The following is a 22,999-nucleotide window of genomic DNA, read 5'->3' as shown; positions in this document are numbered from 1 at the left end:
CGAAGCGAGGGCCGCGCCCGCCGAGGCACGGTCAGGGCACGGGCCGCCAGGCGAGTGGCGTGGGCCGGACTCAGGTGGACACGGCGTCCTCGTCGGCGTCGGCCTCCTCGTCGGCGTCCGGCTCGGTCTGCTCGGCGACCCAGGCGAGGTAGTCCATGCTGCCCGCGACGACGGGCGTCGCGATGATCTCCGGGGTGTCGTAGGAGTGCCCGTCGGTGATCAGCGAGGCCAGCTCGTCGAAGCGGTCGGCGGTGGTCTTGAAGACCACCATCCACTCCTCGGCCGACTCGATCTCGCCCTCCCACCAGTAGGTGCTGGCGACCGGGCCGACGAGCTGGGCGCACGCCGCGAGCCGCTCGGCGACGGCGGACTTGGCCAGCTCGGCCGCCTCGGGACGGGAGTCGGTCGTGGTCGTCACCTGGACGTAAGACTGCGCCATGGCCCCACTCCTTCCCGTTCGCCGCCCGGACACGCCTTGACCGGCCACGACCTAGCGCGCCGGGGTGAGGACCATCGCGCTGCCGCCACCGCGCCTGACCGGCTCGGCGACCGCCTGGACCAGGCCCGGCCGCAGGAACTCCAGCGCGGTCGCGGCGCCGATCACCTCGCGCGGCGGGCCGGGGAAGGGCTCGATCCGGTGCCCCCGCGCGGCGAGCGCCCGGCCGTAGGCGGAGATGAACGCCGGCTCGGCGAACACCTGCGGGGTGTTGCGCTGCGTCGCGCGCGGCGCGGCGAGGGCCTGCGGCAGGTCCATGCCGAGGTCGATCCGGTTGACCAGGATCTGCAGGACGGTCGTGATGATCGTCGATCCGCCGGGGGTGCCGACCGCGAGTTTCGGCCGCCCGTCCTTCAGGGCGATCGTCGGGGCCATGCTGCTGCGCGGGCGCTTGTGCGGGCCGGGCAGGTTCGGGTCGGGCGGGGAGCCGGGCGCGGGCGGCTGCATGCTGAAGTCGGTCAGCTCGTTGTTGAGCAGGAACCCGCGTCCGGGGACGGTGATGCCGCTGCCGCCGAACTGTTCGAGGGTGACGTTGTAGGCGACGACGTTCCCCCACTTGTCGGCGACGACCAGGTGGGTGGTCTGCGGGCCCTCGTAGGCGAGCGCGCGGGTCTGGGTGCCGGGCGGGACGCACGGGTCGTAGCGCCCGTCGGGACTGCCGGGCGCGACGGGCGCGACCGCGGCCCGGTCGGGCCGGATGAGGCACGCGCGCTCGCGGGCGAACCCGGAGGAGAGCAGCTCGTCGAGCGGCACGTCCACCTGGGAGGGGTCGCCGACGTAGCGGCCCCGGTCGGCGTAGGCGAGCTTGGACGCCTCCAGGTAGTAGTGCAGCGCGGTGGCGGGGTCCTTCGCGTCCAGCCGGAAGTTGCCGAGGATGTTGAGCGCCTCGCCCACGGTGGACCCGCCGGACGAGGAGGGCGGCTCCCCGTAGACGTCCAGCCCCCGGTAGGCGACGTGGGTGGGCTCCCGGCGCTGCGCGCGGTAGGCCCGCAGGTCGCCCCGCCTCATCAGGCCGGGACGCACCTTGCGCCCGGCGGCGGGATCGACCGGCGGCCTGGCGGCCGTCCGCGCGACCTCGTCGCCGAGCCCGCCCCCGTACATCCAGCGCGGGCCACGCCTGCCCAGCTCGCGGTAGGTGCGCGCGAGGTCGGGGTTGCGGAACACCGAGCCGACCTCGGGGAGCCTCCCGCCGGGCAGGAACAGCTCGCGGGTCGGGACGATGTCGCGGAACCGCGCCTCGTTGGCGGCGGTCTGGTCGCGGAACTCCTGGTCGACGACGAAGCCGTGCTCGGCCGTGCGGATCGCGGGCTTGAGGAGCGTGCGCAGGTCGCGGGTGCCGAAGCGGCGGAGCGCGAGGTCCCACTGGGCGAGGGTGCCGGGGACGCCGACGCTGAGCCCGCTGGTCACGGCCTCGTCGAACGGGATCGCCTTGCCGGTGGCGGGGTCGAGGAAGGAGTCGGCCCGCATCGTCCTCGGCGCGGTCTCGCGGCCGTCGAAGGCGTGGACGCGGCGGGTCCTCGCGTCGTAGTAGGTGAGGTATCCGCCGCCGCCGATCGCGGCGACGTACGGCTCGGTGACGCCGAGGGTCGCGGACGCGGCGACCGCGGCGTCCATCGCGTTGCCGCCGCGGCGGAGCACCTCCAGGGCGGCGGCGCTGGCGTCCGGGTCGACGGTGGAGACGGCGCCGCCGTAGCCGGTGGCGACGGGCTGCTTGGCGGACTCGTCGGGCGGGGTGTGCGGGGGCGAGGCGGGCGCCGCGCCGGCGGTGGCGGGGACCACCAGGGACGCGGCCACGGCGAGCGCCGCCACGGCGGCCGAGCGGCGGAGGGCATTCGAGGACGACGGGCTGCGGGACACCGAACCTCCTGGGGAACGCGGCGCCCCTACCGTGCCACCGATCCCGGTGGCGCGCCAGCGCCCGCACCGTCCGGCCCCGGACGCGCTTCCCCCCTCTCCAGGACCCGCCGATGCGGCCTTGGAGAGCCGGCGAGTGGGGACGCGCAGGCGACACCCGCATTCGCGAAAGGGCGGTGAAAAGATCGACTACTCGCGACGAATCCGATTCGGTCTTCGCCCAGCGTGAGCGGCCGATTCCCCTTCGACACCGCACCCCGCCCGACCGGCGCCGGACGACATCAAGACGACATCAATCCGCCAGAAATCATTGCGATTATGCTCATACCTGGTGAATTCTTAGGGACCTTCGACCTGCCGACTTCTCGCGAACAGCGGCGCGGGTTCAGGCCAGGGGGGACACCTATGACCTGGGACATCCGCATGCGCAACAACATGTTCCGGCGCCTGCCGGTCGAGCAGGCCACCGGCCGGCTCTATGGCGGCCGGCACCGCCTCCGCGTGGTCTACCGGACGCGCGACCTCATCGTGCTCGGCCTCGGGGTAATGATCGGTTCCGGCATATTCAAGATCGCCGGAGAGCAGGCCACCGCGACCGCGGGGCCCGGGGTGCTCATCTCCTTCCTGATCGCCGGCGGCGTGTGCCTGCTGACCGCGCTCGCCTACGCCGAACTGTCGTCGATCATCCCGGTCGCGGGGAGCGCCTACTCCTTCAGCTACGTCGCGTTCGGGGAGGTGTGGGCCTGGGTCGTCGGCTGGTCGCTGGTGATGGAGCTGCTGCTGGCCTCCTCGGTGCTCGCGCGGGTCTGGTCGCTGTACGCGACGCAGGCGCTGCACGACTTCGGGGTGTCGGTCCCCTCGTGGCTCGGCGACCTGATCGGGCAGCAGAAGGGGCCCGACCTGTTCGCGTTCGGCATCCTGCTCCTGCTCATCATCATGCTCGCGACCGGCAGCCGGATGAGCCTGCGGACGCTCTGGTTCATGGTCATGGCGAAGGTCATCGTCATCGGGCTGGTCATCGCGACCGGGCTGAAGTTCTTCCACCCGGGCAACCTCACCCCGCTCACCCCGCCCTCCAAGCCCGCCCCGAACGGCGACCAGACGGTGCTGGACGCGGTGCTCGGCGCGTTCGGCAGCGGCACGCCGCACGTGTTCGGCGTCTGGGGCGTGTTCGCCGCCGCGCCCGCCATCGCCTTCGCCTACATCGGCTTCGACCTGATCGCGACCGCCTCGGAGGAGACCGACGACGCGCCCCGCAAGGTGCCGCGCGGCATCCTCATCACGCTGGTCACCGCCGTCGTGCTGTACGTGGCGGTCGCGCTCGCGCTCGTCGGCATGGTCGGCATGGACGGGTTCGCGAAGCTGAACTCCGACAAGCTGCTGCTCGCCGCCGCGTTCGACTCGGTCGGCGCGGGCGCGATGGGCAAGATCGTCGATGTCGGCGCGATGCTCGGGCTGACCACCGTGATGCTGGTGCTGCTGATCAGCCTGACGCGGGTGGTGTTCTCGATGTCGCGGGACGGGCTGCTGCCGCGCCCGCTCGCCGGGATGAGCCGCTACAAGGTGCCCTCCCGCGCGACGCTGCTGTCGGGCGGCGCCGCGCTGGTGACCTCGCAGACCATCGACGTGCTCACGCTGGAGCAGCTCGTCGTGCTCGGGACGCTGTTCGCGTTCCTGTTCGTCGCCGCCGCCGTGCTGGCGCTGCGCCGCGACCGGCCCGACCTGCACCGCCCGTTCAGGGTCCCGGCGGCGCCGGTCACCGCCGTGGTGACGATCGTCGCGGTCGGCTGGCTGATGCTGAACATCAAGGTCCAGACGTGGGGTTACTTCACGATCTGGATGGTCGCGGGCCTGCTGCTGTACCTCGCCTACGGGCGCCGCAAGAGCCAGATGAAGCTGCTGCTGGAGGAGCCGGCGCCCGAGCGCCCGGTCGCCGCGCCGATGGCCGCCGCCCCGCCGCCCGGCGCCGCCGTCTTCCCCGGCACGCGCGCCTCCGCGCCGCACGCCGCGCCCACCCCGCAGGGGACGGCCCCGCAGGGCGTCCAGCGGACCGGCGGGTACCTCAACCTCGGCCAGTCCACCGGGCAGCACCCGACGGGCGTGTACTCCTCCGGCGAGCACGGCCCGGGGCAGTACGGGTCCGGGACGTTCGGCTCGGGAGAGTACGGCTCGGGCGGGTACGGATCGGGCGAGTTCGGGTCCGGCGACTTCGGGTCCGGCGACTTCGGGTCGGGCGGGCACGCGTCCGGACGGCAGGGCTCGGGCGCCTACGGGCAGGGCCGGCGCGGGCCGGGGCCGTCCGCGTCCAGCCCGTCCGACTCCTACGGAGCCATCCCGTACGGGTCCAGCGGGTACGAGTCGGTGCCGCGTCCGACCGACCCGGGGCAGAGCCGGCCGGAGACGCCCTACTCCTCGGGGAACTTCCCGACCGGCCAGTATCCGGCCGGGGGGCAGCCGGGCGGCCGGCCCCCGAACGCCCCCTACACCTCCGACCGGCAGCGGCACGGCGGCTGGCACGACGACGAGCAGGAGGAACCGCCGAGCACCGGCGGACGCCACCGCCGCTGAGCGGATCCTCCCCCAGGCCATCGCACGACCCGAGAGCGCCGTCTCCCCTCCCCGGGAGGCGGCGCTCCCGCTTTGGGACTGGACACCCGGCCGCCCTGCGGGCTATGTTCTTCTCATATCGAGATGAACTCAATATGAGACTTACTCAGAACGAGTCTGACAGCGGGGAGCGGGCGCATGACCTCGGATCCGGGACGCGACGAGAGCGAGTTCCTGGCGAACTACGATCCGCGCGACTACGACCCGGTCTCGGTGACCGTGGACGTGGTGGCCCTGACGATCCGCGACGGCGCCCTGCACGTGCTGCTGGTGCGGCGCGGCGCCGCGCCGTTCGCGGGGATGTGGGCGCTGCCCGGCGGGTTCGTCCAGGCGGGCGGTCCGCTCCAGGGCACCGAGGCGGAGGACCTGTCCGAGGCGGCGGTCCGCGAGCTGGCCGAGGAGACCGGGCTCAGCGCCAAGGGCGGGGAGCTCGGACGCGTCCACCTGGAGCAGCTCGGCACCTACGGCGCGCCGGGCCGCGACCCGCGCATGCGCGTCATCTCCGTCGCCTACCTGGCGTTCGCGCCGGAGCTGCCCGACCCCGAGGCGGGCGGCGACGCGGCCGACGCGGCCTGGGTCGCGGTCGGCGCGCTCGGCCTGACCGAGGCGGGCGACCAGCGTCCCGGCACCACCCGGCGGCTGGCGTTCGACCACGCGCGGATCCTGTCGGACGGGCTGGAGCGCGCCCGCGCCAAGCTGGAGTACGCGCCGCTCGCGACCGCCTTCTGCGCCCCCGAGTTCACGATCCCCGAGCTGCGCGCCGTGTACGAGGCGGTGTGGGGCGAGGAGCTGCACGCCGGCAACTTCCACCGGAAGGTCCTGTCGGTGCCCGGGTTCGTGGAGAGCACGGGGGCGACGTCCGACAAGGGCGGGCGGCGCGGCGGCCCCCGGCCCCGGCTGTACCGGGCGGGCGACGCGCGGCTGCTGCACCCGGCGCTGCTGCGCCCGAGCCGCGAGGAGGAGATCCGATGACACCGCGCGCCGGCGAGCTGGACGAGGCGCTCGCCCTGCTCGACCGGGCCCGCGTCCCGGCGGACCTGTTCGGCGACGACGCCGCCGAGGCCGCGCGCCGCTACCGGCGGCTGGCGCGGCTCCTCCACCCGGACGCGACGCGGGGGCGGACGCGGGCGGCCTTCATCCGGCTGACCGCGCTGTGGCGCGCCCACACCGGGGCCGACGCGTCCGTGATCACCACCCGGCGGCACTCCTACCGGGTCACCGGGGACCCGGTCCGCGGCGACCTCGCGCAGCTCTACGCGGCGGAGCCGGACGGCGCGCGGGTGCTGCTGAAGATGCCGCGCGACCCGCGCGACGGCGACCTCCTCGAACGCGAGGCGGTGGCGCTGCGGCAGCTCCCCAAGGACGGCGACGGGCGGTTCCTGCCGTACGTGCCGCGCCTGGTCGAGTCGTTCCGCCACCGGGACGAGGCGTCCGGCGCGCAGCGCCAGGTCAACGCGCTCGCCGCGCTGGAGGGCTTCCACACCCTGGCCGAGGTGCGGCGGGCGTTCCCCGGCGGCCTCGACCCGCGCGACGCGGCCTGGATGTGGCGGCGGCTGCTGGTCGGCCTCGGGTTCGCCCATCGCGCGGGCGTCCTGCACGGCGCGGTGCTGCCCGACCACGTCATGATCCACCCGGCGGAGCACGGGCTGGTGCTCGTCGACTGGTGCTACTCGGTGCCCGGCTGCTACGCGGGCACCGACCCCTCGGGGCGCGTCCCCGCGATGGTCGACCGGTACGCCGACTGGTATCCGCCGGAGGTCCCGGCACGCGGGACCGCGTCCCCGGCCACCGACATCTTCATGGCCACCCGCTGCGTGACCGAGCTGATGGGCGACCGCGCGCCGAAGGCCATGCGGGCGTTCGCGCGGGGCTGCCTGCTGCCCGCGCAGCGGCGCCGCCCGTCCGACGCCTGGCGGCTGCTGGAGGAGCTGGACGAGCTGCTCGAACGGCTCTACGGCCCCCGCCGCTTCCGCCCCTTCCACCTGCCCGAACAGAACTGAGGGAGACGACCATGGGAAGCGGTAACTGGTCCACCGACGTCTACGCCGCGCGCCGCAGCTACCGGGCGGCCACCGGCGCGAGCGCGTTCGCCTACAGCGACGGCGGCGCGACCACCGTCCACCCCGACCTCGACCCGAGCGGCGTGACCGTCCGGGAGAGCCGGGACTCCGAGGACCACCCCGAGTCGCTGGCGATCGCGGTGCTGTTCGATGTGACGGGCTCGATGGGCGGCGTGCCGCGCACGCTCCAGACAAAGCTGCCCGACCTGCTCGGGCTGCTGCTGCGCAAGGGGTACGTCGAGCACCCGCACATCCTGTTCGGCGCGGTCGGCGACGCGACCTGCGACCGGGCGCCGCTCCAGATCGGCCAGTTCGAGGCCGACAACCGCATGGACGACGACCTCGGCAAGATCCTGCTGGAGGGCGGGGGCGGCGGCCAGATGCGCGAGTCCTACGAGCTGGCGATGTACTTCATGGCCCGGCACACCGCGATCGACTGCTTCGAGAAGCGGGGCAGGCGCGGCTACCTCTTCATGATCGGCGACGAGCTGGGCTACCCGAAGGTGCGGCGGAGCGAGATCGCGAAGATCATCGGGGACGAGGCCCGGCAGGACGTCCCGATCGCCGACATGGTCCGCGAGCTCCAGCGCATGTACGAGGTGTACTTCATCATCCCCGAGGGCGGCTACCACTCCGGCAAGCGCGAGCTGAAGGACTTCTGGCAGGGGCTCCTCGGCCAGCACGTCCTGTACCTGGACGACCCGGGTGCGGTCTGCGAGACGATCGCGCTGACCATCGGGCTCGGCGAGGACGCGATCGACCTCGGCGAGGGCCTGGAGCACCTGGAGGAGGCGGGATCGGACGCGGGGGCGTCGGTCTCGCGCGCGCTGGCCCGGCTGGACGCCTCGCGCGCGCCGGTCGCGGTGTCGGCCACCCCGCCGGGGCTGGACGCGTCCGGCCCGGCCGCGACGACGCGGCTCTAGGGGCCCCGGGCATGGGCGGCGTCAGGGGGAACGTCATCGTCGTCGACCTGGGATTCGGGGACGCGGGCAAGGGCACGGTCGTCGACCACCTGTGCGCCGCGTCCCCGGCGCCGCCGACGGTCGTCAGGTTCAACGGGGGCGCGCAGGCGGCCCACAACGTCGTCGCGGCGGACGGGCGGCACCACACGTTCGCGCAGTTCGGGTCGGGCACGTTCACGCCGGGCGTGCGGACGCACCTGTCGCGGTTCATGCTCGTGGACCCGCTGGCGCTCGCCGCCGAGGCCGACCACCTGCGCTCCCTCGGCGTGGGCGACGCGCTCGCCCGGCTGACCGTCGACCGCGACGCGCTGCTGACGACGCCCTACCACCGCGCCGCGAACCGGGCGCGGGAGGCGGCGCGCGGCGCGGCCCGGCACGGGTCCTGCGGGATGGGCGTGGGCGAGACGGCGTCCTACGCGCTCGACCACAACGACGCGCCCCGCGCGGGCGACTGCCTGTCCCCGGCCCGGCTGCGGCGCCGCCTCGCCGCGCTCCGCGACCGGTACCGCGACGAGTTCCCGCCCGGATCGGGTGAGGACGTCCCGGACGTGGAGGCGTGCGCGGACGCGTTCGCCGCGTTCGCCGAGCGCGTCCGGATGGTCGGCGGCGGGCACCTGCGCCGCGTCCTGCGGGAGGGCGGCGCGGTGTTCGAGGGCGCGCAGGGCGTCCTGCTGGACGAGTGGCACGGCTTCCACCCGTACACGACGTGGTCGACGACGACGTTCGCGAACGCCGAGGCCCTGCTCGGCGAGGCGGAGGCGAGCGCGGCCCGGCTCGGCGTGGTGCGCGCGTACGCGACGCGCCACGGCCCCGGGCCCTTCGTCACCGAGGACGCGGCGCTCACCGGCGCGCTGCCCGACCCGCACAACGGGACGGGCCGCTGGCAGGGGGCGTTCCGCGTCGGCCACCTCGACGCCGTGGCGCTCCGGTACGCGCTGGAGGTGTGCGGCGGCGTCGACGGTCTGGCGGTCACGCATCTGGACGTCGCAGGGGCACGTCCCGACCTGCGTGTCTGCCGGGCCTACGCGATGGACGGCGAACAGGTCGCCCGGCTCCCGGCGGGCCCGGCCGACCTGGACCGCCAGGCGGCGCTGACCCGGCGCCTGTTCGCCGCCCGTCCCGTCTACGAGCCGCTCGGCCGCCCGGAGGAGACGATCGAGGACGCGCTGGGGGCGCCGATCGTCCTCCGCTCGTACGGGCCGGCGGCCGCCGACAAGCGCGCGGCGGCGCCGCTCGGGGCCGCCCATTGACCCGCCGCCGGGGAGCGTCCATGATCGCGCTGTACGCCGCGGACCCCCCGGAGGTGGACGTTGCTCCCCCGCTCCCTGACCGCCGTCCTGACCGCCGCCGTGACGCTCGCGGCGCTGACCGCGCCGCCCTCGTCGCGGGCCGCGGCCGCGCCCGACGGCGACGGCTGCGACCCGATCGACCCGGCCGCCTGCCTGCTGCCGTTCCCGAACGACTGGTACACGGACCCGGACCCGGACACGCCGACCGGCCGCCGCGTCCACATGCGGACGACGCTCCGCAACGCCTCCGGCGCGCCCGTCGCGCCCGGCGAGTGGAACCGCGCGGACGGGTTCTCGCCCGGGTCGATGCTGCTCAGCCGCGTCCCGGGCGTCGACCTGGAGCGCAGCGGCGCGGCGCCGGTCACCGACATCGGCGCGTCACTGCGCCCGGACGCGCCGATCGTGGTCCTGGACACCGCGACCGGGGAGCGCTGGCCGTACTGGGCGGAGCTGGACGCGAACGCGCCGGACGCGCGCAAGGCGCTGATCGTCCGTCCGGCGCGCAACTTCCGGGAGGGGCACCGCTACGTCGTCGCCCTGCGGAACCTGCGCGACGCCTCCGGTGACCGGATCCGGCCGGGCGCGGCGTTCGCGCGGATCCTCGGCCCGACGCTGCCCGCCTCCGACCCGCTGAGCGCGCGGCAGCGGGACGAGCGGCGCGTCCTCGCCGACCTCGCCGCGCACGGCGTGCGCCGCGACGGCCTCTACCTGGCCTGGGACTTCACGGTCGCGAGCCGCGAGAGCCTGACCGGGCCGATGCTGCGCATCCGCGACGAGACCCTGCGCGACCTCGGCGGCCGGTCCCCGAGGTTCCAGGTCACGCGGGTGACCGACGACGTGGACGGGCTGATCGCCCGCGAGGTGAAGGGCGTCGTGTGGGCGCCGAGCTACCTCGACCGGCCGGGCGGGCCGCCCGGGTCGGCGTTCCACCGGGGCCCGGACGGGCTCCCGGCCCGGCTGCCGGGCAACGAGCAGGCCGTCCCGTTCCAGTGCGAGATCCCGAGGTCGGCGTTCTCGCGGCCCGCCCGTCCCGCCCTCTACGGGCACGGGCTGCTCGGCGCCGAGCGCGAGGTGGGCGCGGGGAGCGTCAAGGCGATGGCGGCCGAGCACGGCTTCGCGTTCTGCGCGACGAAGTGGATCGGCATGGCCGACGAGGACATCCCGAACGACCTCGCGGCGCTCGCCGACCTCACCCACTTCCGGACCGTCGCCGACCGCCTCCAGCAGGGCCTGCTCGGCTTCGTCGTCCTCGGCCGCGCCATGACCCGGGGCTTCGCCTCGGACCGGGCGTTCCAGGACGACTCCGGTGCCTCCCTCATCGACACGCGGGAGCCGCTGGCCTACGACGGCAACAGCCAGGGCGGGATCATGGGCGGGGCGCTGACCGCCGTGTCGCCCGACCTCCGGCGCGCCGTCCTCGGCGTCCCGGCGATGAACTACAGCACGCTGCTCAACCGCAGCGTCGACTTCGCCGCGTTCGGCAAGGCCCTCGACGCGTCCTACCCCGACAAGCTCGACCAGCAGATCGGGCTCGGGCTGCTCCAGATGCTGTGGGACCGGGGCGAGGCCGACGGCTACGCCTGGCACCTCACGCGGCGCCCGCTGCCGGGGACGCCGCGCCACCGGGTGCTCATGCACACCGCGTTCGGCGACCACCAGGTCGCGACCGTCGCCGCCGAGGTCGAGGCCCGGACGATCGGCGCCCGCGTGCACGCGCCGTTCCTCTCCCCCGGCCGCAGCCCGGACAAGGTCCCGTTCTGGGGCATCCCCAGGTTCGGCCCGTCCCACGACGGGTCCGCGATCGTCGTGTGGGACAGCGGCTCGCCCGCCCCGCCGACGACGAACACACCGCCGGCGCAGGGCCGCGACCCGCACAGCGACCCGCGCGACAGCGCGGACGCGCGCCGGCAGAAGGCGATCTTCCTCAAGACCGGCCGGGTCGTGGACGTGTGCGGAGGAGGCCCCTGCATGATCACACCGTGACCCGCCGGCTGAGATGATCGGTCCATGCTGCAGATCTGCCCGAACGGGACACGGAGCGGAAGCGACCACCCGGCCGTGCCGGTCACGCCCTCGGCGGTGGGCGCGGCGGTCCGCGCCGCCGCCGAGGTCGGCGCGCGGGACGCGCACGTCCACTGCAAGGACGGCGCGGGCGGCGACACCATCGAGCCCGCGCACGTCGCGGCCACCCTCACCGCCGTCCGCGAGGCCGCGCCCGGCGTCACCGTCGGCGTCACCACCGGCGCCTGGACGGCGCCCGACCCCGCCGAACGCGCCGCGCTCGTCCGCTCCTGGACGGTGCTGCCCGACCACGCCTCGGTGAACTTCCACGAGCCGGGCGCCGAACTCGTCGCCGGGACCCTGCTCGACCTGGGCGTCGGCGTCGAGGCGGGCATCTTCTCCGGCACCGACGCGGCCGAGCGGTTCCTCGCCTGGCCGCACGCGGGCCGCGTGCTGCGCGTCCTCGCCGAGGTCACCGACACCGACCCGGAGACCGCGAGGGAGACCGCCAAGGACCTCCTGCACGCCCTGCGCGCGGGCCACGAGCGCCCGATCCTGCTGCACGGCGAGGACGGCGGCGCCTGGCCCGTGCTCCGCTTCGCCGCCCGCCGCGGCCTGGACACCCGCATCGGCCTGGAGGACACGCTCACGCTGCCGGACGGCTCGCCCGCCGCCGACAACACCGCCCTCGTCCAGACCGCCCGCGCCCTCATCACCACGGTCTGACTCCGAGCGGTTCCGGACGGCGCGGGCCGGGGCGGTCAGGAGTCGGCCAGGTACCGCTCCACCGAGGCGACCTTGCCGTCGAGCGCGCCCGCCACCCCCGGGCGCACGTCGGCCTTCACCACCAGGCTCACCCGGGGCGCCCGCGCGGCGACGGCGTCGGTGGCCGCCTTCACCACCGCCATCACCTCGTCCCACTCCCCCTCGACGGTGGTGAACATCGCGTCGGTCCGGTTGGGCAGGCCGCTGGCCCGCACCACCCGTACCGCCTCCGCGACGAGTTCACCGACGTCCTCGCCGGTGCCGAGCGGGGTCACCGAGAACGCGACGAGCACAGCGCACCTCCTGGCCTGCGACTACACGACCTGCCGTACCACGATCTCATTCAGCCGCCGCTCCACGATCACCCCCACCGGCCAGTCGCGGACCAGGCAGCGCAGCAGCGCCGCCTCGTGCTCGGCGAACGAGGGGTCGCACCCCTGCTGCTCCAGGCTCGACCGGATCGCCTCGACGTAGTCGTCGCCGGTGAACCCGGGGATCTCCCGGACCATCGCGGTCGTGGTGGCGCGGTGGGAGTTCAGCCCGGCGAACGAGCGGCCGCAGCCGCAGCCGCCGTCGGGGTCGTCCCGGTCGCGGGCGCAGACGACCCCGATGTGCACCAGTTCTCCCTCGACGCACCAGTCGAAGTCGTTGTCGCGGTATCCCTGGCCGGTGTCGGTGGCGGTGAGCAGTTTCATGGCCATGCCTCCTCGGCAACCCCGTCGGCGCGTCCGTGGACCCGGCCACGGTACGCCGGACCTCCGACATTCGGCCCGTCCCCTTCCCATCCCGGCCTGGGATCCGGCCCCCGTGCGCCCGTCCCCTCCGTGACGTAACGTCGCGAATATGAGCGAAGCCAGCAGCGGAACCAGCGAGGTCCTCGTCCGGCGCGACGGCGCGTTCACCACGATCACGATGAACCGCCCGCGCCGCCGCAACGCCCTCTCCCGCGCCTTCCTGCTCCAGCTCACCGCCGCGTTCGAGGAGGCGGCGGCCACCGACGCGCGCGGGATCGTGCTCGCCGCGAACGGGCCGGTGTTCTCCGCCGGGCACGACTTCGCGGACATGGCGGGCGCGTCCCACGCCGACGTCCGCGCCCTGCTGCGGACCTGCACCGAGCTGATGCGGACGATCCAGTCCGTCCCGCAGGTCGTGGTCGCCCGCGTGCACGGGCTGGCGACCGCCGCGGGCTGCCAGCTCGCCGCGAGCTGCGACCTCGCGGTCGCGGCGCGGAGCGCGGGGTTCGCCGCGCCCGGCGGCAAGGGCGGCTGGTTCTGCCACACGCCGCTCGTCGCGATCTCCCACAACGTCGGCCGCAAGCGCGCCGCCGAGATGGCGCTGACCGGCGAGGTCGTGGACGCCGCGACCGCCGCCGAGTGGGGCCTGGTCAACTACACGGTCCCCGACGACGAGCTCGACAAGGCCGTCCAAGACCTGCTCCAGCGCGCCACGCAGGGCAGCCGCCGCAGCAAGGCGCTCGGCAAGCAGGCCATGTACGCGCAGTTCGACCGTCCCGAGGACGACGCCTACGCCTACGCGATCGAGGTCATGGCCGCGTCGAGCCAGACGCCCGAGGCGCAGGAGGGCATGCGCGCGTTCCTGGACAAGCGCCACCCCGACTGGCCCGCATAGCGAAACGGCCCGCCGCCCCCGGGAGCGGGGCGGCGGGCCGGAGATCAGGCCGCCGGGGCTAGCTGGTCCGGCGCGGAACGGTGCAGCCGGCCCGGTTCAGGTCGAGGACGCTGCCGGGCGCGATGCAGGAGGCGAGGATGTAGGTCTGCTGCGCGTAGCCGATGTTGGCGCGCACCGTCACCCGGCCGCTCTCGTCGACCTCGCACGGGTTGTTGAGCGTGCAGCGGCCGCCGCTCTCGTTGATGGTGTTGTTGGCGCCGACGACCTTGCCGGTCGCGGCGTCGATGACCGGCGAGCCCGACGTCCCGCCGATGACGTTGCACTCGGAGGTGTAGCGGAGCGAGTCCTTCCAGGTCCACGCGGCCTCGCGGACCCGGTAGGCGAAGCCGTCCAGGCGGCACGAGTAGATCCGCTTCCAGTACCCGGACACGACGCGCAGGCTCGCGCCCGCGGTCGGGTGGTCGAGCGACAGCTGCAGCGCCGGGGTGTTGTTGTAGCGCTGCTTGATGTCGGCGTAGGTGCTGCTGAGCTTGTACAGCGCCACGTCGGTGTCGGTCATGGTGGCGTACAGCAGCGTCGTCGCGCGCAGGGTGCCGAGCGAGCGGCTGCCGCTCGGGTCGAGCAGGCTGAACGTCCTGCTGGACGACCGGTTGGTGATGACCTGCCCGGCGCCGGGCTCGCCGCCCTCGTAGCAGTGGCCGTTGGTCAGCACCAGCGCCGGGTCGCTGTCGGCGGCGGTCGGCGTCCGCACCAGCGAGCCCGAGCAGTTGTTGAGCGCGACGATGCCGGTGAAGTCGATGGCCTTGACCGGCGCGGGAGCGGGCGCCGGGGCGGCGGAGGCGACGGATCCGGTCACGGACGCGGCGCCGAACACGGCGGCGGCGATCACGCCGAGGAGGCGTCTGGACATGGCGGGGGGTCCTCTCGATGGGATGGACGAGCGGGCAGACCGACGCGGGCGCGCACCGAAGCCGGATCGCGGCGCCGGCTTCGCCCACGTCGGCGCGATGGTAGCCGCGAACCCGCGGGCCGAGAAGCCTCCATTCCGCCGACCTGCGGCGACACCGCGGATCAGGCACGCATTGCCTAACCGTTCGGCCTGCCCTCCTTCACCACCACGGTCTCCAGGTAGGCGGCGTCGGCGACGAGCGTCCCGTCACCGGCGCGGTCGGCCGACCGCCACACCTCCGCCATGTCGTCCCGCAGGGCCGCCCGCCGCTCCTCGCCGAGCGCCGCGAGCGCGCCCCGCGCGGGCCCGTACCACTCGGCGAGGAACCCGACCGCGAACTCCACGCTCGGATAGCGGAACGGCTGCGTGCGGGTGGCCGTCCGGAGCGTCCCGTGCCCGCCGAACAGCTCCCGCACCCGCCGCGCGGTGCCCCACCCGAACGGCGACGGGACGCCCGGCGGCGGCGCGAGGTACCTCCCGATCACCTTCGCGTACGCGCCGACCACCCCGTCGGGGCGCCACGCCAGCAGGCCGATGCGCCCGCCCGGCCGGACGACGCGCAGCAGCTCGGCCGCCACCCGCTCCTGGTCGGGCGCGAACATGGCGCCGAACGTGGACATCACCACGTCGAAGGACCCGTCCGCGAACGGCAGGTCCTGCGCGTCCGCGACGCGGACGTCGAGCTCCAGGCCCTCGACCCCCGCCAGCCGCCGCGCGGCCTCCAGCGACTCGGGGACGAAGTCGCTCGCCACGACCTCGCAGAAGCGGCGGGCCGCCGCGATCGACGCCGTGCCCGTCCCGGCCGCCACGTCCAGGACGCGCTCCCGGGCGCGCAGGTCCAGTTCCTCGCACAGCCGCTCGGCGTACAGCGGCGGGGTGCGCGCGGCCAGCATGCTCAGGTCGCCGAGGCCCCAGGCCCGGCGCTGGGCCCGGGTGACGGCGGAGAAGTCGCTCATGCCCCGACGCTAGGAGCGGCGCGCCTCCCGCGGCTTCGCCCGGACGGCCCATCCCTCCGCGCCGTATGGCCCGTCCGGGCCATACGGCCGCGACGCGTACGCGGCCGCCGCCGCCCGCGACGGCAGGCCGAGGCGGGCGAGGATGTCGGCGACGTGCCGTTTCACCGTGTGCGGGCTGAGGACGAGCCGCTCGGCGATCCGGGCGTTGGTCAGGCCGTCCGCGACCAGTGCCAGGACCTCGGCCTGCCGCGCGGTGAGCCCGGCGGGCGGGCCCGGCTCCCCGGCGAGGGTCCGCGCCCGTCCGGCGTCGGCGGCGGCGCCCAACCGGACGAAGGCCCCCAGCGCCGCGCGTGCCTCGCGGGCCGCCGCCGCGTCCCGCCCGGCGGCGCGCAGCACGGCCGCGAGGTCGAGGCGGGCGCGGGCCGCGTCGTAGGAGCCGCGCGTCCGCTCGAACAGCGCGACCGCCCGCGCGAGCGGCGGCGTCGCCCCGGCCGGGTCGCCGAGCGCGCCGCACGCGACACCCCGCGCCCACAGCGCGGACGCGGCGAGCGCCCCGCCCCCGATCCCGGCCAGCTCCTCGACGGGACCGGCCAGCGCGTCCACGAGCCCGGCCGCCGCCGACGCGCGCACGAGGACCTCCAAGACCGGGACGCGCTCCAGCCGGTCGTCCGGCGCCATCCCGTCCAGGACCATCCGGGCGGTCTCCACGGCGGCCAGCGGATCGCCCCGGTCGACGAGCAGCTCGGCCCGCCCGACCCGGGCCGCGGGCACGGCGGGCTCCCGCGCGAACAGCGCGTCCGCCTCGTCCCACCGGCCCTGGCGCCGCCGCAGCTCGCCGAGCCGCGCCCACACCTGCGCCGCGACGAGCGGACGGTCCCCGACCCGGCCCGCCGCGCGCAGGAGCTGGTCCTCCGCCTCCGCCCAGTCGCCCCGCCACAGCAGGACGGCGCTGTAGTGCGTCCGGCACTGAGAGAACGGCGACCCGAGATCCAGGCGCCGGCAGAAGTCCATCACGCGTCCGCACCACTGCTCGGCCCGCTCCCAGTCGCGGGTCCACTCGCACCCCTGGACGAGGTAGCAGCTCGGGATCCACACCGACGCGGCCTCGCTGACCTCCCCGGCGAGCGCGGCGGCGGCCGCCTCGTCCAGCAGCGCCATCCCCTCCCCGGTCAGCCCCTGGGACACGCGCACCACCCCCGCGAGCGCCATCCCCTGGATCTCCAGGTCCGCGGAGCCGAGCCGCCGCCCGATCGCCGCCGCCCGCTCCGCGAGGTCGAGCGCCGGCACGAGCTCGCCCCCCGCCCGCGCGGCCATCCCCTCGAACAGCGCGAGCAGCCCGTGCTCCTCTCCCTCGGGCACCCCCGCGAGCAGCCGCCCGGCCCGCCGGAACCACCCCTGCGCGACCGCCGTCTCCCCCCGGAACTGAACGGCCCCGTTCCCCAGCCACACCGCGGCCCGCGCGGCGGACCGGTCGTCCCCCGAAGCCCGGTGGCACCGGTAGGCCTGCTCGTACCGCGCCGTCATCTCGGCGTCGTCGTCGAGCCACCACGAGGCCGCCGCGATCCCCTCGGCCGCCGCCCCCTCGGCCGCCCCGTCCGCCAGCGCCCGCTCGAACACCTCCCGCGCGGCCCCCCACGCCCCGCGCCGAAGCAGCCCCCGCCCCTCCCCCAACAGATCCCACGTCCCCATCACCAGGCCATCATCGCCGAACACGACGAACACGGACACGCCCCCAGAGGTGCAGCCAAAGCCCTACATCAAGAGCCCCCTCACGCGCTGCAAGAACAAGGAGACCCAAGCCCCGGGGGCGAAGGGCCCGGGCGAAGGGCCCGGGCGAGGGGCCCGGGCGAAGGACGCGGGCGAAGGACGCGGGCGAAGGACGCGGGCGAAGCCCGGGGGCAAGGGGCGAAGCCCGGGGGCAAGGGGCGAAGCCCGGGGGCAAGGGGCGAAGCCCCAAAAGCGCGCGCAGCGCGCGTCGGGGGCGTGGGGGCGAAGCCCCCACATCGGGGGTCTGGGGGTCGCCCCCCAGAGAGAAGCGAGGTGACGGCGAAGCCGCGCGAAGCGCGGCGAGCAACCACCACGTAGGGCGGGCGGGACTCGAACCCGCGACCGGAAGATTATGAGTCTTCTGCTCTGACCAGCTGAGCTACCGCCCCTGGGGCGTGCCCGCGGGTGCCGTGGCGGGCCGGGGGCGTGCCGCGTGCCATCTTAGCGGCGGGGTCTTCGACGGGGCCACCGGGAAAGTCCTTCTGACTTCCGGTGGGGGTCCGCATCACTCTGGAGGACGAGGCGAATCAGACCTCCTGCCGAGTGACGGGCGAGTGGGCGCGTCGATAGTGTCCGGCGTATGCCCAGACGCATCCTCGTCCTCGTCCATGCCCTGCTCGCGATGGTGGTGGTCACCGCCTGCGACGGCGGCGGGAAGGGCGGGTCGGAGAAGGCCGACTTCGACGCGGCGGGCACGCTGCGGCAGGCGTCCTCGACGATGGCGGGGACGCGGAGCGTCGCGCTGCGGATGGAGTCGGAGGGCAAGCCGCCGATCTCGGTGAAGGGCGGCGACATGAAGCTGCTGCGCAACGGGGACGGGCAGGGGACGCTGAAGGTGTCCCGGTCGGGGATGGACGTGGAGATGAAGGTCGTCGCGTCCGGGAACACGGTGTACATCGGCGGGGCGACGGGCGGCTGGCAGAAGGTCCCGAAGGTGCTGGCGGCGACGCAGTACGACACCTCGGCGGTGCTGGACCCGGAGCGGGGCATCGCGAAGCTGCTGGGCTCGTTGCAGGCGCCGAAGGCGGAGGCCGTCGAGAAGGTGGACGGCAAGGAGGCGTACCGGATCGCGGCGCGGCTGCCGAAGGACCGGGTGGCGGGGCTGCTGCCGGGGATCGACACCGACATCGACGGGAAGGTGTGGATCCGCGAGTCCGACCACCGGCTCGTGAAGGTGCGGGGGGTGTTCCCGGGCGGCAAGGACTCGGTGGAGATCACGTTCACCGAGTTCGACGCCGCCTACACGATCAGCCCGCCGAAGTGAGCGGGCGGTGACGGGGGCGCGGCGCCGGGTCGCGGTCGGGGCCGGGGGCGCGGTCGTCCTGCTGGCGGCGCTGGACGCCTATGTCGTCACGACGATCCTGGTCCCGGTGATCAAGGATCTGGGCATCCCGGTGAACCGGCTGGAGCGGCTGACGCCCGTCCTGACCGGGTTCCTGCTGGGGTACGTGGCGGCGATGCCGCTGCTCGGGCAGGTGTCGGACCGGTTCGGGCGGCGCGCGGTCCTCCAGGCGTGCCTGCTGTTCTTCGGTGCGGGCTCGGTCGTGACGGCGCTGGCGCAGGGGGTGCCGGTGCTGACGGCGGGGCGCGTCGTGCAGGGCGTGGCGGGCGGCGCGCTGCTGCCGGTGACGATGGCGCTGGCCGGCGACCTGTGGGACGGGCGGCAGCGTCCGGTGGTGCTGGGCGCGGTGGGCGCGGCGCAGGAGCTCGGCAGCGTGCTCGGCCCGCTGTACGGGGCGGGGGTCGCGGCGGCGCTGGACTGGCGGGCGATCTTCTGGATCAACGTGCCGCTGGTGGCGCTGGCGATGGCGGCGGTGCAGTACGCGGTGCCGGGCGGGAGGCCGCGCGGGCCGCGTCCCGGGGTGGACGTGGTGGGCGGGCTGCTGCTGGCGACGGGGCTGAGCCTGCTGGTCGCGGGGGTGTACAACCCCGAGCCCGAGGAGTCGGCGCTGCCGCCGTGGGGTCCGCCGCTGCTGGGCGGGGGCGTGCTGGCGCTGGTGGTGTTCGCGGTGTGGGAGGCGCGGTCCCGGACGCGGCTGCTGGATCTGAGCGGCGCGCGGCGCGGGCCGCTGCTGGCGACGCTCGGGGTGAGCCTGCTGTCGGGCGCGGCGCTGATGGTGACGCTGGTGGACGTGGTGCTGGTGGCCAAGACGCTGCTGGACAAGGACTCGGTCGACGGCGCGCTCGTGCTGACCCGGTTCCTGGTGGCGCTGCCGGTCGCGGCGGTCGCCGGGGGCGTGGCCGCGCGGCGGTTCGGGGAGCGGTGGCCGATGGCGGCGGGGATGGCGGTCGCGGCGGCCGGCTACCTGCTGGTCGCGGGCTGGCCCGCCGACCCGGCGGGCGCCTCCTACGGGCCGCTGCCCCGCATGGACGTCGATCTCGTCGTGACGGGGCTCGGGCTCGGGCTGGTGATCGCGCCGGTGTCGTCGGCGGTGCTCGGGTTCGTCCCGGCGGCGCGGCACGGCGTCGCGTCGGCGGCGGTGGTCGTCGCGCGGATGATGGGGATGCTGCTCGGGGTGGCGGCGCTGTCGGCGTGGGGCTTCTACCGCTTCCGCACGCTGACGGCGGACCTGCGGACGCCGCTGCCGTTCGGGATTTCGGACGCGGAGTTCGAGCGCCGCCTGAAGATCTACGATGCGGCGCTGCGCGCGGCGCTGCGCACCGAGTACCGGGAGATCTTCCTGATCACGGCGGGCCTGTGCGCGCTGGGGGCGGTGCTGGCGCTGGCGGTGGGCCCCCGGCGGGACGGCGCCGAACCGGTCGCGGAGGCCGAGGAGAGCCTGCTTCCGGCGGGCTGACCGAGCTCCGGCCGCCGCGGCCCGCCGTCCGGATGCGGCCGACCGTTCACGTCCCACCGTTCACAGCGGCCGCGTCCTTCCCGTCCCTCCCGCGGGGGCCCGTTAGCGTGTCGTGCCACCCGGAGGCCGTGCCGGCGAGGTTTCGGTCACCGGGCCGGCATACCGGGCGGTAAATGGGAAAGGTTTTGGCCACAGGCTATGTGCCGATCAACGAGCTCGGGAATATCCTGGAAAAAGAAGGCTAAAGGCCTCTTGCCGGGAGGGCACTCCCCGGGGAGGTGACACGGATGCGCAGGTTCGGCGTCGGCCGTGGAGGCGGACCGCTCACACGGCTGCGGCGGCGGCTCGGCCTGGAGCACAACGAGCTGCGCCGCCGGGTCGACCGTGTCCAGCGCACGGTCGCGCTCGTCCTGATGGTGCTGCTGCTCGCCGCGGCGCCACCGCTCGCCGCCTGGACCAGTGCCTGGTCCTACGACTCGGGCGTCCGCGCCGAACGCGCCGAACGCGCGACCCGCCACCAGGTGGTCGCGACCGTCACCTCGACCGGCGGCGTCGGCTCCGCCGGGGACCGCTACGTCCACGAGACCGTCCAGGCGACCTGGCCGGGCGCCGACGGCAAGCCCCGCGCGGGGACGCTCCCGAGCTGGAAGAACGCCAAGGTGGGCACGCACCGGACGATCTGGGTCGACCGGGCGGCCGAGCCGTCGGTCCGGCCCCGCCCGCACAGCCGCACGGTGACCGACGCCGTCTACGCCGCCGCCGCGACCGTCCTCGGCCTGTCGATGCCGCTGCTGCTGGCCTACGCGCTCGTCCGGCGGCGCTGCGACCGGTACCGCGACGAGCTGTGGGAGGCGGACTGGGCCCGCATGGACGCCGACGCGGGCCACAACCCCCGCTCCTGACGCCGGCCCTCCCGCTATTGCTCGGCGACGAGGCGCGCCGCGATCCGGTCGAGGGCGGCCAGGTCCTCCGGCGGCAGTTCGCGCAGTTCGGGCGGCGGGGTGCCGAGGATGCGCTGGGCTCGTGCGGCGACCTCGCGTCCCGCCTCGGTGATGGTCACGATCTTGGAGCGGCGGTCGGCGTGGTTGGTGGTGCGCTCGACGAGCCCGCGCTCGACCAGGTCGTCCACCAGGAGACTCGTGTAGGGGCGGTCGGTCAGCAGCACCTCGGCGAGTTCCCCGAGCGTCAGCGGCCCGGCCGCGAGGCGGCGCAGCGCCCTGGTGCGGGTGAAGCTCATCCCGGTCGCGGCGGCGACCTCCCGGCGCCGGTCGCCGCGCTCGTGCAGCAGGATCCGCAGGTTCTGCCAGGCGCGGGCCGCGAGGTCGGGCCCGGTCGGCGGGGACTCGGGCAGCGGGGACTCGGGCGGCGGGGACTCGGTCATCGGGTGCTCGCTCCGCTCACGGGACGCAGGTTCGGCTCGTGGTCGAACAGGTCGCGGACCCGGGCGGCCGAGCGCGCGGCGCGGCCTCCGGTGGTGACCGTGCCGAGCACGAGCACGGCGGCGGCGCACCCCGCGAGCACCCAGTATGCCGGGCGCGCGGCGGCGACGAACCCGGCCGCGGCGTCCGCCTCCCGCCCGGACCCGGCCCCGGCCGCGAGGACGGCGCCGATCACCGCGACGCCGAGCGCCTGCCCGACCTGGCGGCTGGTGGAGGCGACGGCCGCGGCGACGCCCGCCTGCGACCGCGGCATCCCGGACACGGCGGTGTTGGTGATCGGCGCGTTCACCATCCCGAACCCGATGCCGAACAGCACGTACGCGGCGAACAGCGTCACGTCGCGGGTCTCGGCGTCCAGCGCCGCGAACATCAGCCCGCTGGCGAGCATCGCGGCCCCGGCGATCTGGAGCGGGAGCCGGGGGCCGCGGGAGCCGACGAGCCGTCCCGACAGCGGGCCGCAGACGGCGGTCATGACCGCCATCGGCAGCAGGAACAGCCCCGCGTGCAGCGCCGACAGGCCCCGCACGTTCTGGAGGTAGAGCGCGTTCACGAACAGGAACCCGGCGAGGGCGGCGAACCCGGAGACGGCGATGACGGTGGCGCCGGAGAACGGCACGCTGCGGAAGAACCGCAGGTCGATGATCGGCTCGGCGGCGCGCCGGGTGTGCAGCACGAACCCGGCGAGCGCGAGGACGGCCACGAGCGCGCCGCCGGCGACGGCGGGCGAGAGCGGGCCCCGGCCCGGCGCCTCGATGATCGCGTACGACAGCGTCGCGAGCAGCACGACCATCAGGCCCTGGCCGACCGGGTCGAGGCGGCGCGGACGCGGCGCCCGCGACTCGGGGACGAACAGCGCCGTCAGCACGAGCGCCGCCGCCCCGATCGGCAGGTTGAGCCAGAAGATCGCCCGCCAGCCGACCGAGTCGACCAGGACGCCGCCGACGATCGGGCCCATCGCCATGCTGAGCCCGACGACGCCGCCCCACACGCCGATGGCGCGGGCGCGCTCGCGCGGCTCGGTGAACACGTTCGTGATGATCGACATGGCGACGGGGTTGAGCATCGAGCCGCCCACGGCCTGGACGACGCGCGCCGCGACGAGCCAGCCGAGCGTGGGCGCGAGGCTGCACAGCACCGATCCGAGGACGAACAGCGCGAGCCCGGTCTGGAAGACGCGGCGGCGGCCGATCCGGTCGGCGGTGGCGCCCGCCAGGATCAGCAGCGAGGCCAGCACGATCAGGTAGGCGTCGATCGTCCACTGGAGCCCGGACACCGACGCGCCGAAGTCGCGCTGGAGCGCGGGGAGGGCGACGTTCAGGATCGTGTTGTCCAGGCTGACGATCAGCAGGCTCAGGCAGCAGATGGCGAGCACCAGCATCCGCCGGCGGGGGGAGAGTTCGGGCACGGGGAACCTCCAATGGTTATAG

The 22,999-nt window shown here is 75.0% G+C and carries 20 protein-coding genes and 1 tRNA gene; 11 read left to right on the top strand and 10 right to left on the bottom strand.

Annotation, left to right across the window (positions count from 1 at the left end; translation table 11 throughout):
• Positions 1-70: 70 nt before the first annotated feature.
• Positions 71-439 (bottom strand): divalent-cation tolerance protein CutA, encoded by a 369-nt coding sequence (gene cutA, locus GNZ18_RS27130; RefSeq protein ID WP_156219368.1) that lies wholly within the window; start codon positions 437-439, stop codon positions 71-73.
• A gap of 51 nt (positions 440-490) precedes the next feature.
• Complete coding sequence (gene ggt / locus GNZ18_RS27125) at positions 491-2,353, bottom strand: gamma-glutamyltransferase (RefSeq protein WP_312874764.1); 1,863 nt, start codon at positions 2,351-2,353, stop codon at positions 491-493.
• 402 nt (positions 2,354-2,755) lie between these two features.
• Between ggt and GNZ18_RS27120 the strand changes: the two genes are divergently transcribed.
• The 7 genes from GNZ18_RS27120 to GNZ18_RS27090 all read left to right on the top strand — a co-directional run bounded on the left by GNZ18_RS27120 (position 2,756) and on the right by GNZ18_RS27090 (position 11,995).
• Complete coding sequence (locus GNZ18_RS27120) at positions 2,756-4,918, top strand: APC family permease (RefSeq protein ID WP_246250465.1); 2,163 nt, start codon at positions 2,756-2,758, stop codon at positions 4,916-4,918.
• Positions 4,919-5,095: 177 nt separating this feature from the next.
• Positions 5,096-5,929, top strand: coding sequence for an NUDIX hydrolase (locus tag GNZ18_RS27115; protein ID WP_156219366.1), 834 nt, complete (start codon positions 5,096-5,098; stop codon positions 5,927-5,929).
• Positions 5,926-6,957, top strand: a complete 1,032-nt coding sequence (locus GNZ18_RS27110; RefSeq protein WP_156219365.1) for a molecular chaperone DnaJ — start codon at positions 5,926-5,928, stop codon at positions 6,955-6,957. Before GNZ18_RS27115 ends, GNZ18_RS27110 begins: the two co-directional genes overlap by 4 nt.
• An 11-nt stretch (positions 6,958-6,968) precedes the next feature.
• Positions 6,969-7,940 carry a hypothetical protein gene (locus tag GNZ18_RS27105; RefSeq protein WP_156219364.1) on the top strand — a complete coding sequence of 324 codons (972 nt, stop codon included), beginning with the start codon at positions 6,969-6,971 and terminating at the stop codon, positions 7,938-7,940.
• Positions 7,941-7,951: 11 nt separating this feature from the next.
• On the top strand, positions 7,952-9,229 hold the full coding sequence (locus GNZ18_RS27100) for an adenylosuccinate synthetase (protein ID WP_156219363.1): 1,278 nt from the start codon (positions 7,952-7,954) through the stop codon (positions 9,227-9,229).
• A 60-nt stretch (positions 9,230-9,289) separates the two neighbouring features.
• Positions 9,290-11,251 carry a hypothetical protein gene (locus GNZ18_RS27095; RefSeq protein WP_156219362.1) on the top strand — a complete coding sequence of 654 codons (1,962 nt, stop codon included), beginning with the start codon at positions 9,290-9,292 and terminating at the stop codon, positions 11,249-11,251.
• A gap of 24 nt (positions 11,252-11,275) precedes the next feature.
• Entirely contained in the window at positions 11,276-11,995 is a 720-nt protein-coding gene (locus GNZ18_RS27090; RefSeq protein ID WP_156219361.1) for a 3-keto-5-aminohexanoate cleavage protein, read from the top strand.
• 35 nt (positions 11,996-12,030) lie between these two features.
• Here GNZ18_RS27090 and GNZ18_RS27085 read toward each other — a convergent pair whose 3' ends face one another.
• Together GNZ18_RS27085 and GNZ18_RS27080 are read right to left on the bottom strand one after the other, a co-directional pair.
• Positions 12,031-12,327: an MTH1187 family thiamine-binding protein gene (locus tag GNZ18_RS27085; RefSeq protein WP_214617670.1), complete on the bottom strand. Its 297-nt coding sequence runs from the start codon at positions 12,325-12,327 to the stop codon at positions 12,031-12,033.
• Between the two features lie 21 nt (positions 12,328-12,348).
• Positions 12,349-12,729: a DUF7715 family protein gene (locus tag GNZ18_RS27080; RefSeq protein ID WP_156219360.1), complete on the bottom strand. Its 381-nt coding sequence runs from the start codon at positions 12,727-12,729 to the stop codon at positions 12,349-12,351.
• Between the two features lie 148 nt (positions 12,730-12,877).
• Here GNZ18_RS27080 and GNZ18_RS27075 point away from each other — a divergent pair, with 148 nt between their 5' ends.
• Positions 12,878-13,663 carry an enoyl-CoA hydratase-related protein gene (locus tag GNZ18_RS27075; RefSeq protein ID WP_156219359.1) on the top strand — a complete coding sequence of 262 codons (786 nt, stop codon included), beginning with the start codon at positions 12,878-12,880 and terminating at the stop codon, positions 13,661-13,663.
• 58 nt (positions 13,664-13,721) lie between these two features.
• Here GNZ18_RS27075 and GNZ18_RS27070 read toward each other — a convergent pair whose 3' ends face one another.
• From GNZ18_RS27070 to GNZ18_RS27055, 4 genes are all read right to left on the bottom strand, one after another.
• A complete protein-coding gene (locus GNZ18_RS27070) occupies positions 13,722-14,573 on the bottom strand; it encodes a S1 family peptidase (protein ID WP_156219358.1) in 852 nt (283 codons plus the stop codon).
• Positions 14,574-14,749: 176 nt separating this feature from the next.
• The gene (locus GNZ18_RS27065) at positions 14,750-15,568 is read right to left on the bottom strand and encodes a class I SAM-dependent methyltransferase (RefSeq protein WP_156219357.1); all 819 of its coding nucleotides are present in this window, start codon (positions 15,566-15,568) and stop codon (positions 14,750-14,752) included.
• Positions 15,569-15,577: 9 nt separating this feature from the next.
• Positions 15,578-17,296: a helix-turn-helix domain-containing protein gene (locus GNZ18_RS43800; RefSeq protein ID WP_156219356.1), complete on the bottom strand. Its 1,719-nt coding sequence runs from the start codon at positions 17,294-17,296 to the stop codon at positions 15,578-15,580.
• 354 nt (positions 17,297-17,650) lie between these two features.
• Positions 17,651-17,724 (bottom strand) — tRNA-Ile (locus GNZ18_RS27055).
• Between the two features lie 191 nt (positions 17,725-17,915).
• Between GNZ18_RS27055 and GNZ18_RS27050 the strand changes: the two genes are divergently transcribed.
• The 3 genes from GNZ18_RS27050 to GNZ18_RS27040 all read left to right on the top strand — a co-directional run bounded on the left by GNZ18_RS27050 (position 17,916) and on the right by GNZ18_RS27040 (position 21,035).
• Positions 17,916-18,599, top strand: a complete 684-nt coding sequence (locus tag GNZ18_RS27050) for an LppX_LprAFG lipoprotein (protein WP_156219355.1) — start codon at positions 17,916-17,918, stop codon at positions 18,597-18,599.
• A 7-nt stretch (positions 18,600-18,606) separates the two neighbouring features.
• The gene (locus tag GNZ18_RS27045) at positions 18,607-20,133 is read left to right on the top strand and encodes an MFS transporter (protein WP_312874763.1); all 1,527 of its coding nucleotides are present in this window, start codon (positions 18,607-18,609) and stop codon (positions 20,131-20,133) included.
• A gap of 287 nt (positions 20,134-20,420) precedes the next feature.
• Complete coding sequence (locus tag GNZ18_RS27040; RefSeq protein ID WP_156219354.1) at positions 20,421-21,035, top strand: Rv1733c family protein; 615 nt, start codon at positions 20,421-20,423, stop codon at positions 21,033-21,035.
• Positions 21,036-21,049: 14 nt separating this feature from the next.
• On the opposite strand, the gene GNZ18_RS27035 is transcribed toward GNZ18_RS27040, so the two are convergent.
• On the bottom strand, positions 21,050-21,514 hold the full coding sequence (locus GNZ18_RS27035) for a MarR family winged helix-turn-helix transcriptional regulator (protein ID WP_156219353.1): 465 nt from the start codon (positions 21,512-21,514) through the stop codon (positions 21,050-21,052).
• On the bottom strand, positions 21,511-22,977 hold the full coding sequence (locus GNZ18_RS27030) for an MFS transporter (protein WP_312874762.1): 1,467 nt from the start codon (positions 22,975-22,977) through the stop codon (positions 21,511-21,513). The genes GNZ18_RS27035 and GNZ18_RS27030 overlap by 4 nt, the downstream gene beginning before the upstream one ends.
• Between the last annotated feature and the right edge of the window lie 22 nt (positions 22,978-22,999).

Origin of the sequence: Actinomadura litoris (assembly GCF_009733595.1) — a bacterium.
Classification (GTDB): Bacteria; Actinomycetota; Actinomycetes; order Streptosporangiales; family Streptosporangiaceae; genus Spirillospora; species Spirillospora litoris.
The sequence above is the reverse complement of the archived record's forward strand: the minus strand, read 5'-3'. Positions and strand labels throughout refer to the sequence as shown.

Bases quoted from the DNA above. Each gene is read 5' to 3' on its own strand.
- cutA (WP_156219368.1), bottom strand. From the start codon at position 439: ATGGCGCAGTCTTACGTCCAGGTGACGACCACGACCGACTCCCGTCCC.
- GNZ18_RS27120 (WP_246250465.1), top strand. From the start codon at position 2,756: ATGACCTGGGACATCCGCATGCGCAACAACATGTTCCGGCGCCTGCCG.
- GNZ18_RS27115 (WP_156219366.1), top strand. From the start codon at position 5,096: ATGACCTCGGATCCGGGACGCGACGAGAGCGAGTTCCTGGCGAACTAC.
- GNZ18_RS27110 (WP_156219365.1), top strand. From the start codon at position 5,926: ATGACACCGCGCGCCGGCGAGCTGGACGAGGCGCTCGCCCTGCTCGAC.
- GNZ18_RS27105 (WP_156219364.1), top strand. From the start codon at position 6,969: ATGGGAAGCGGTAACTGGTCCACCGACGTCTACGCCGCGCGCCGCAGC.
- GNZ18_RS27100 (WP_156219363.1), top strand. From the start codon at position 7,952: ATGGGCGGCGTCAGGGGGAACGTCATCGTCGTCGACCTGGGATTCGGG.
- GNZ18_RS27090 (WP_156219361.1), top strand. From the start codon at position 11,276: ATGCTGCAGATCTGCCCGAACGGGACACGGAGCGGAAGCGACCACCCG.
- GNZ18_RS27080 (WP_156219360.1), bottom strand. From the start codon at position 12,729: ATGAAACTGCTCACCGCCACCGACACCGGCCAGGGATACCGCGACAAC.
- GNZ18_RS27075 (WP_156219359.1), top strand. From the start codon at position 12,878: ATGAGCGAAGCCAGCAGCGGAACCAGCGAGGTCCTCGTCCGGCGCGAC.
- GNZ18_RS27070 (WP_156219358.1), bottom strand. From the start codon at position 14,573: ATGTCCAGACGCCTCCTCGGCGTGATCGCCGCCGCCGTGTTCGGCGCC.
- GNZ18_RS27065 (WP_156219357.1), bottom strand. From the start codon at position 15,568: ATGAGCGACTTCTCCGCCGTCACCCGGGCCCAGCGCCGGGCCTGGGGC.
- GNZ18_RS27050 (WP_156219355.1), top strand. From the start codon at position 17,916: ATGCCCAGACGCATCCTCGTCCTCGTCCATGCCCTGCTCGCGATGGTG.
- GNZ18_RS27040 (WP_156219354.1), top strand. From the start codon at position 20,421: ATGCGCAGGTTCGGCGTCGGCCGTGGAGGCGGACCGCTCACACGGCTG.
- GNZ18_RS27035 (WP_156219353.1), bottom strand. From the start codon at position 21,514: ATGACCGAGTCCCCGCCGCCCGAGTCCCCGCTGCCCGAGTCCCCGCCG.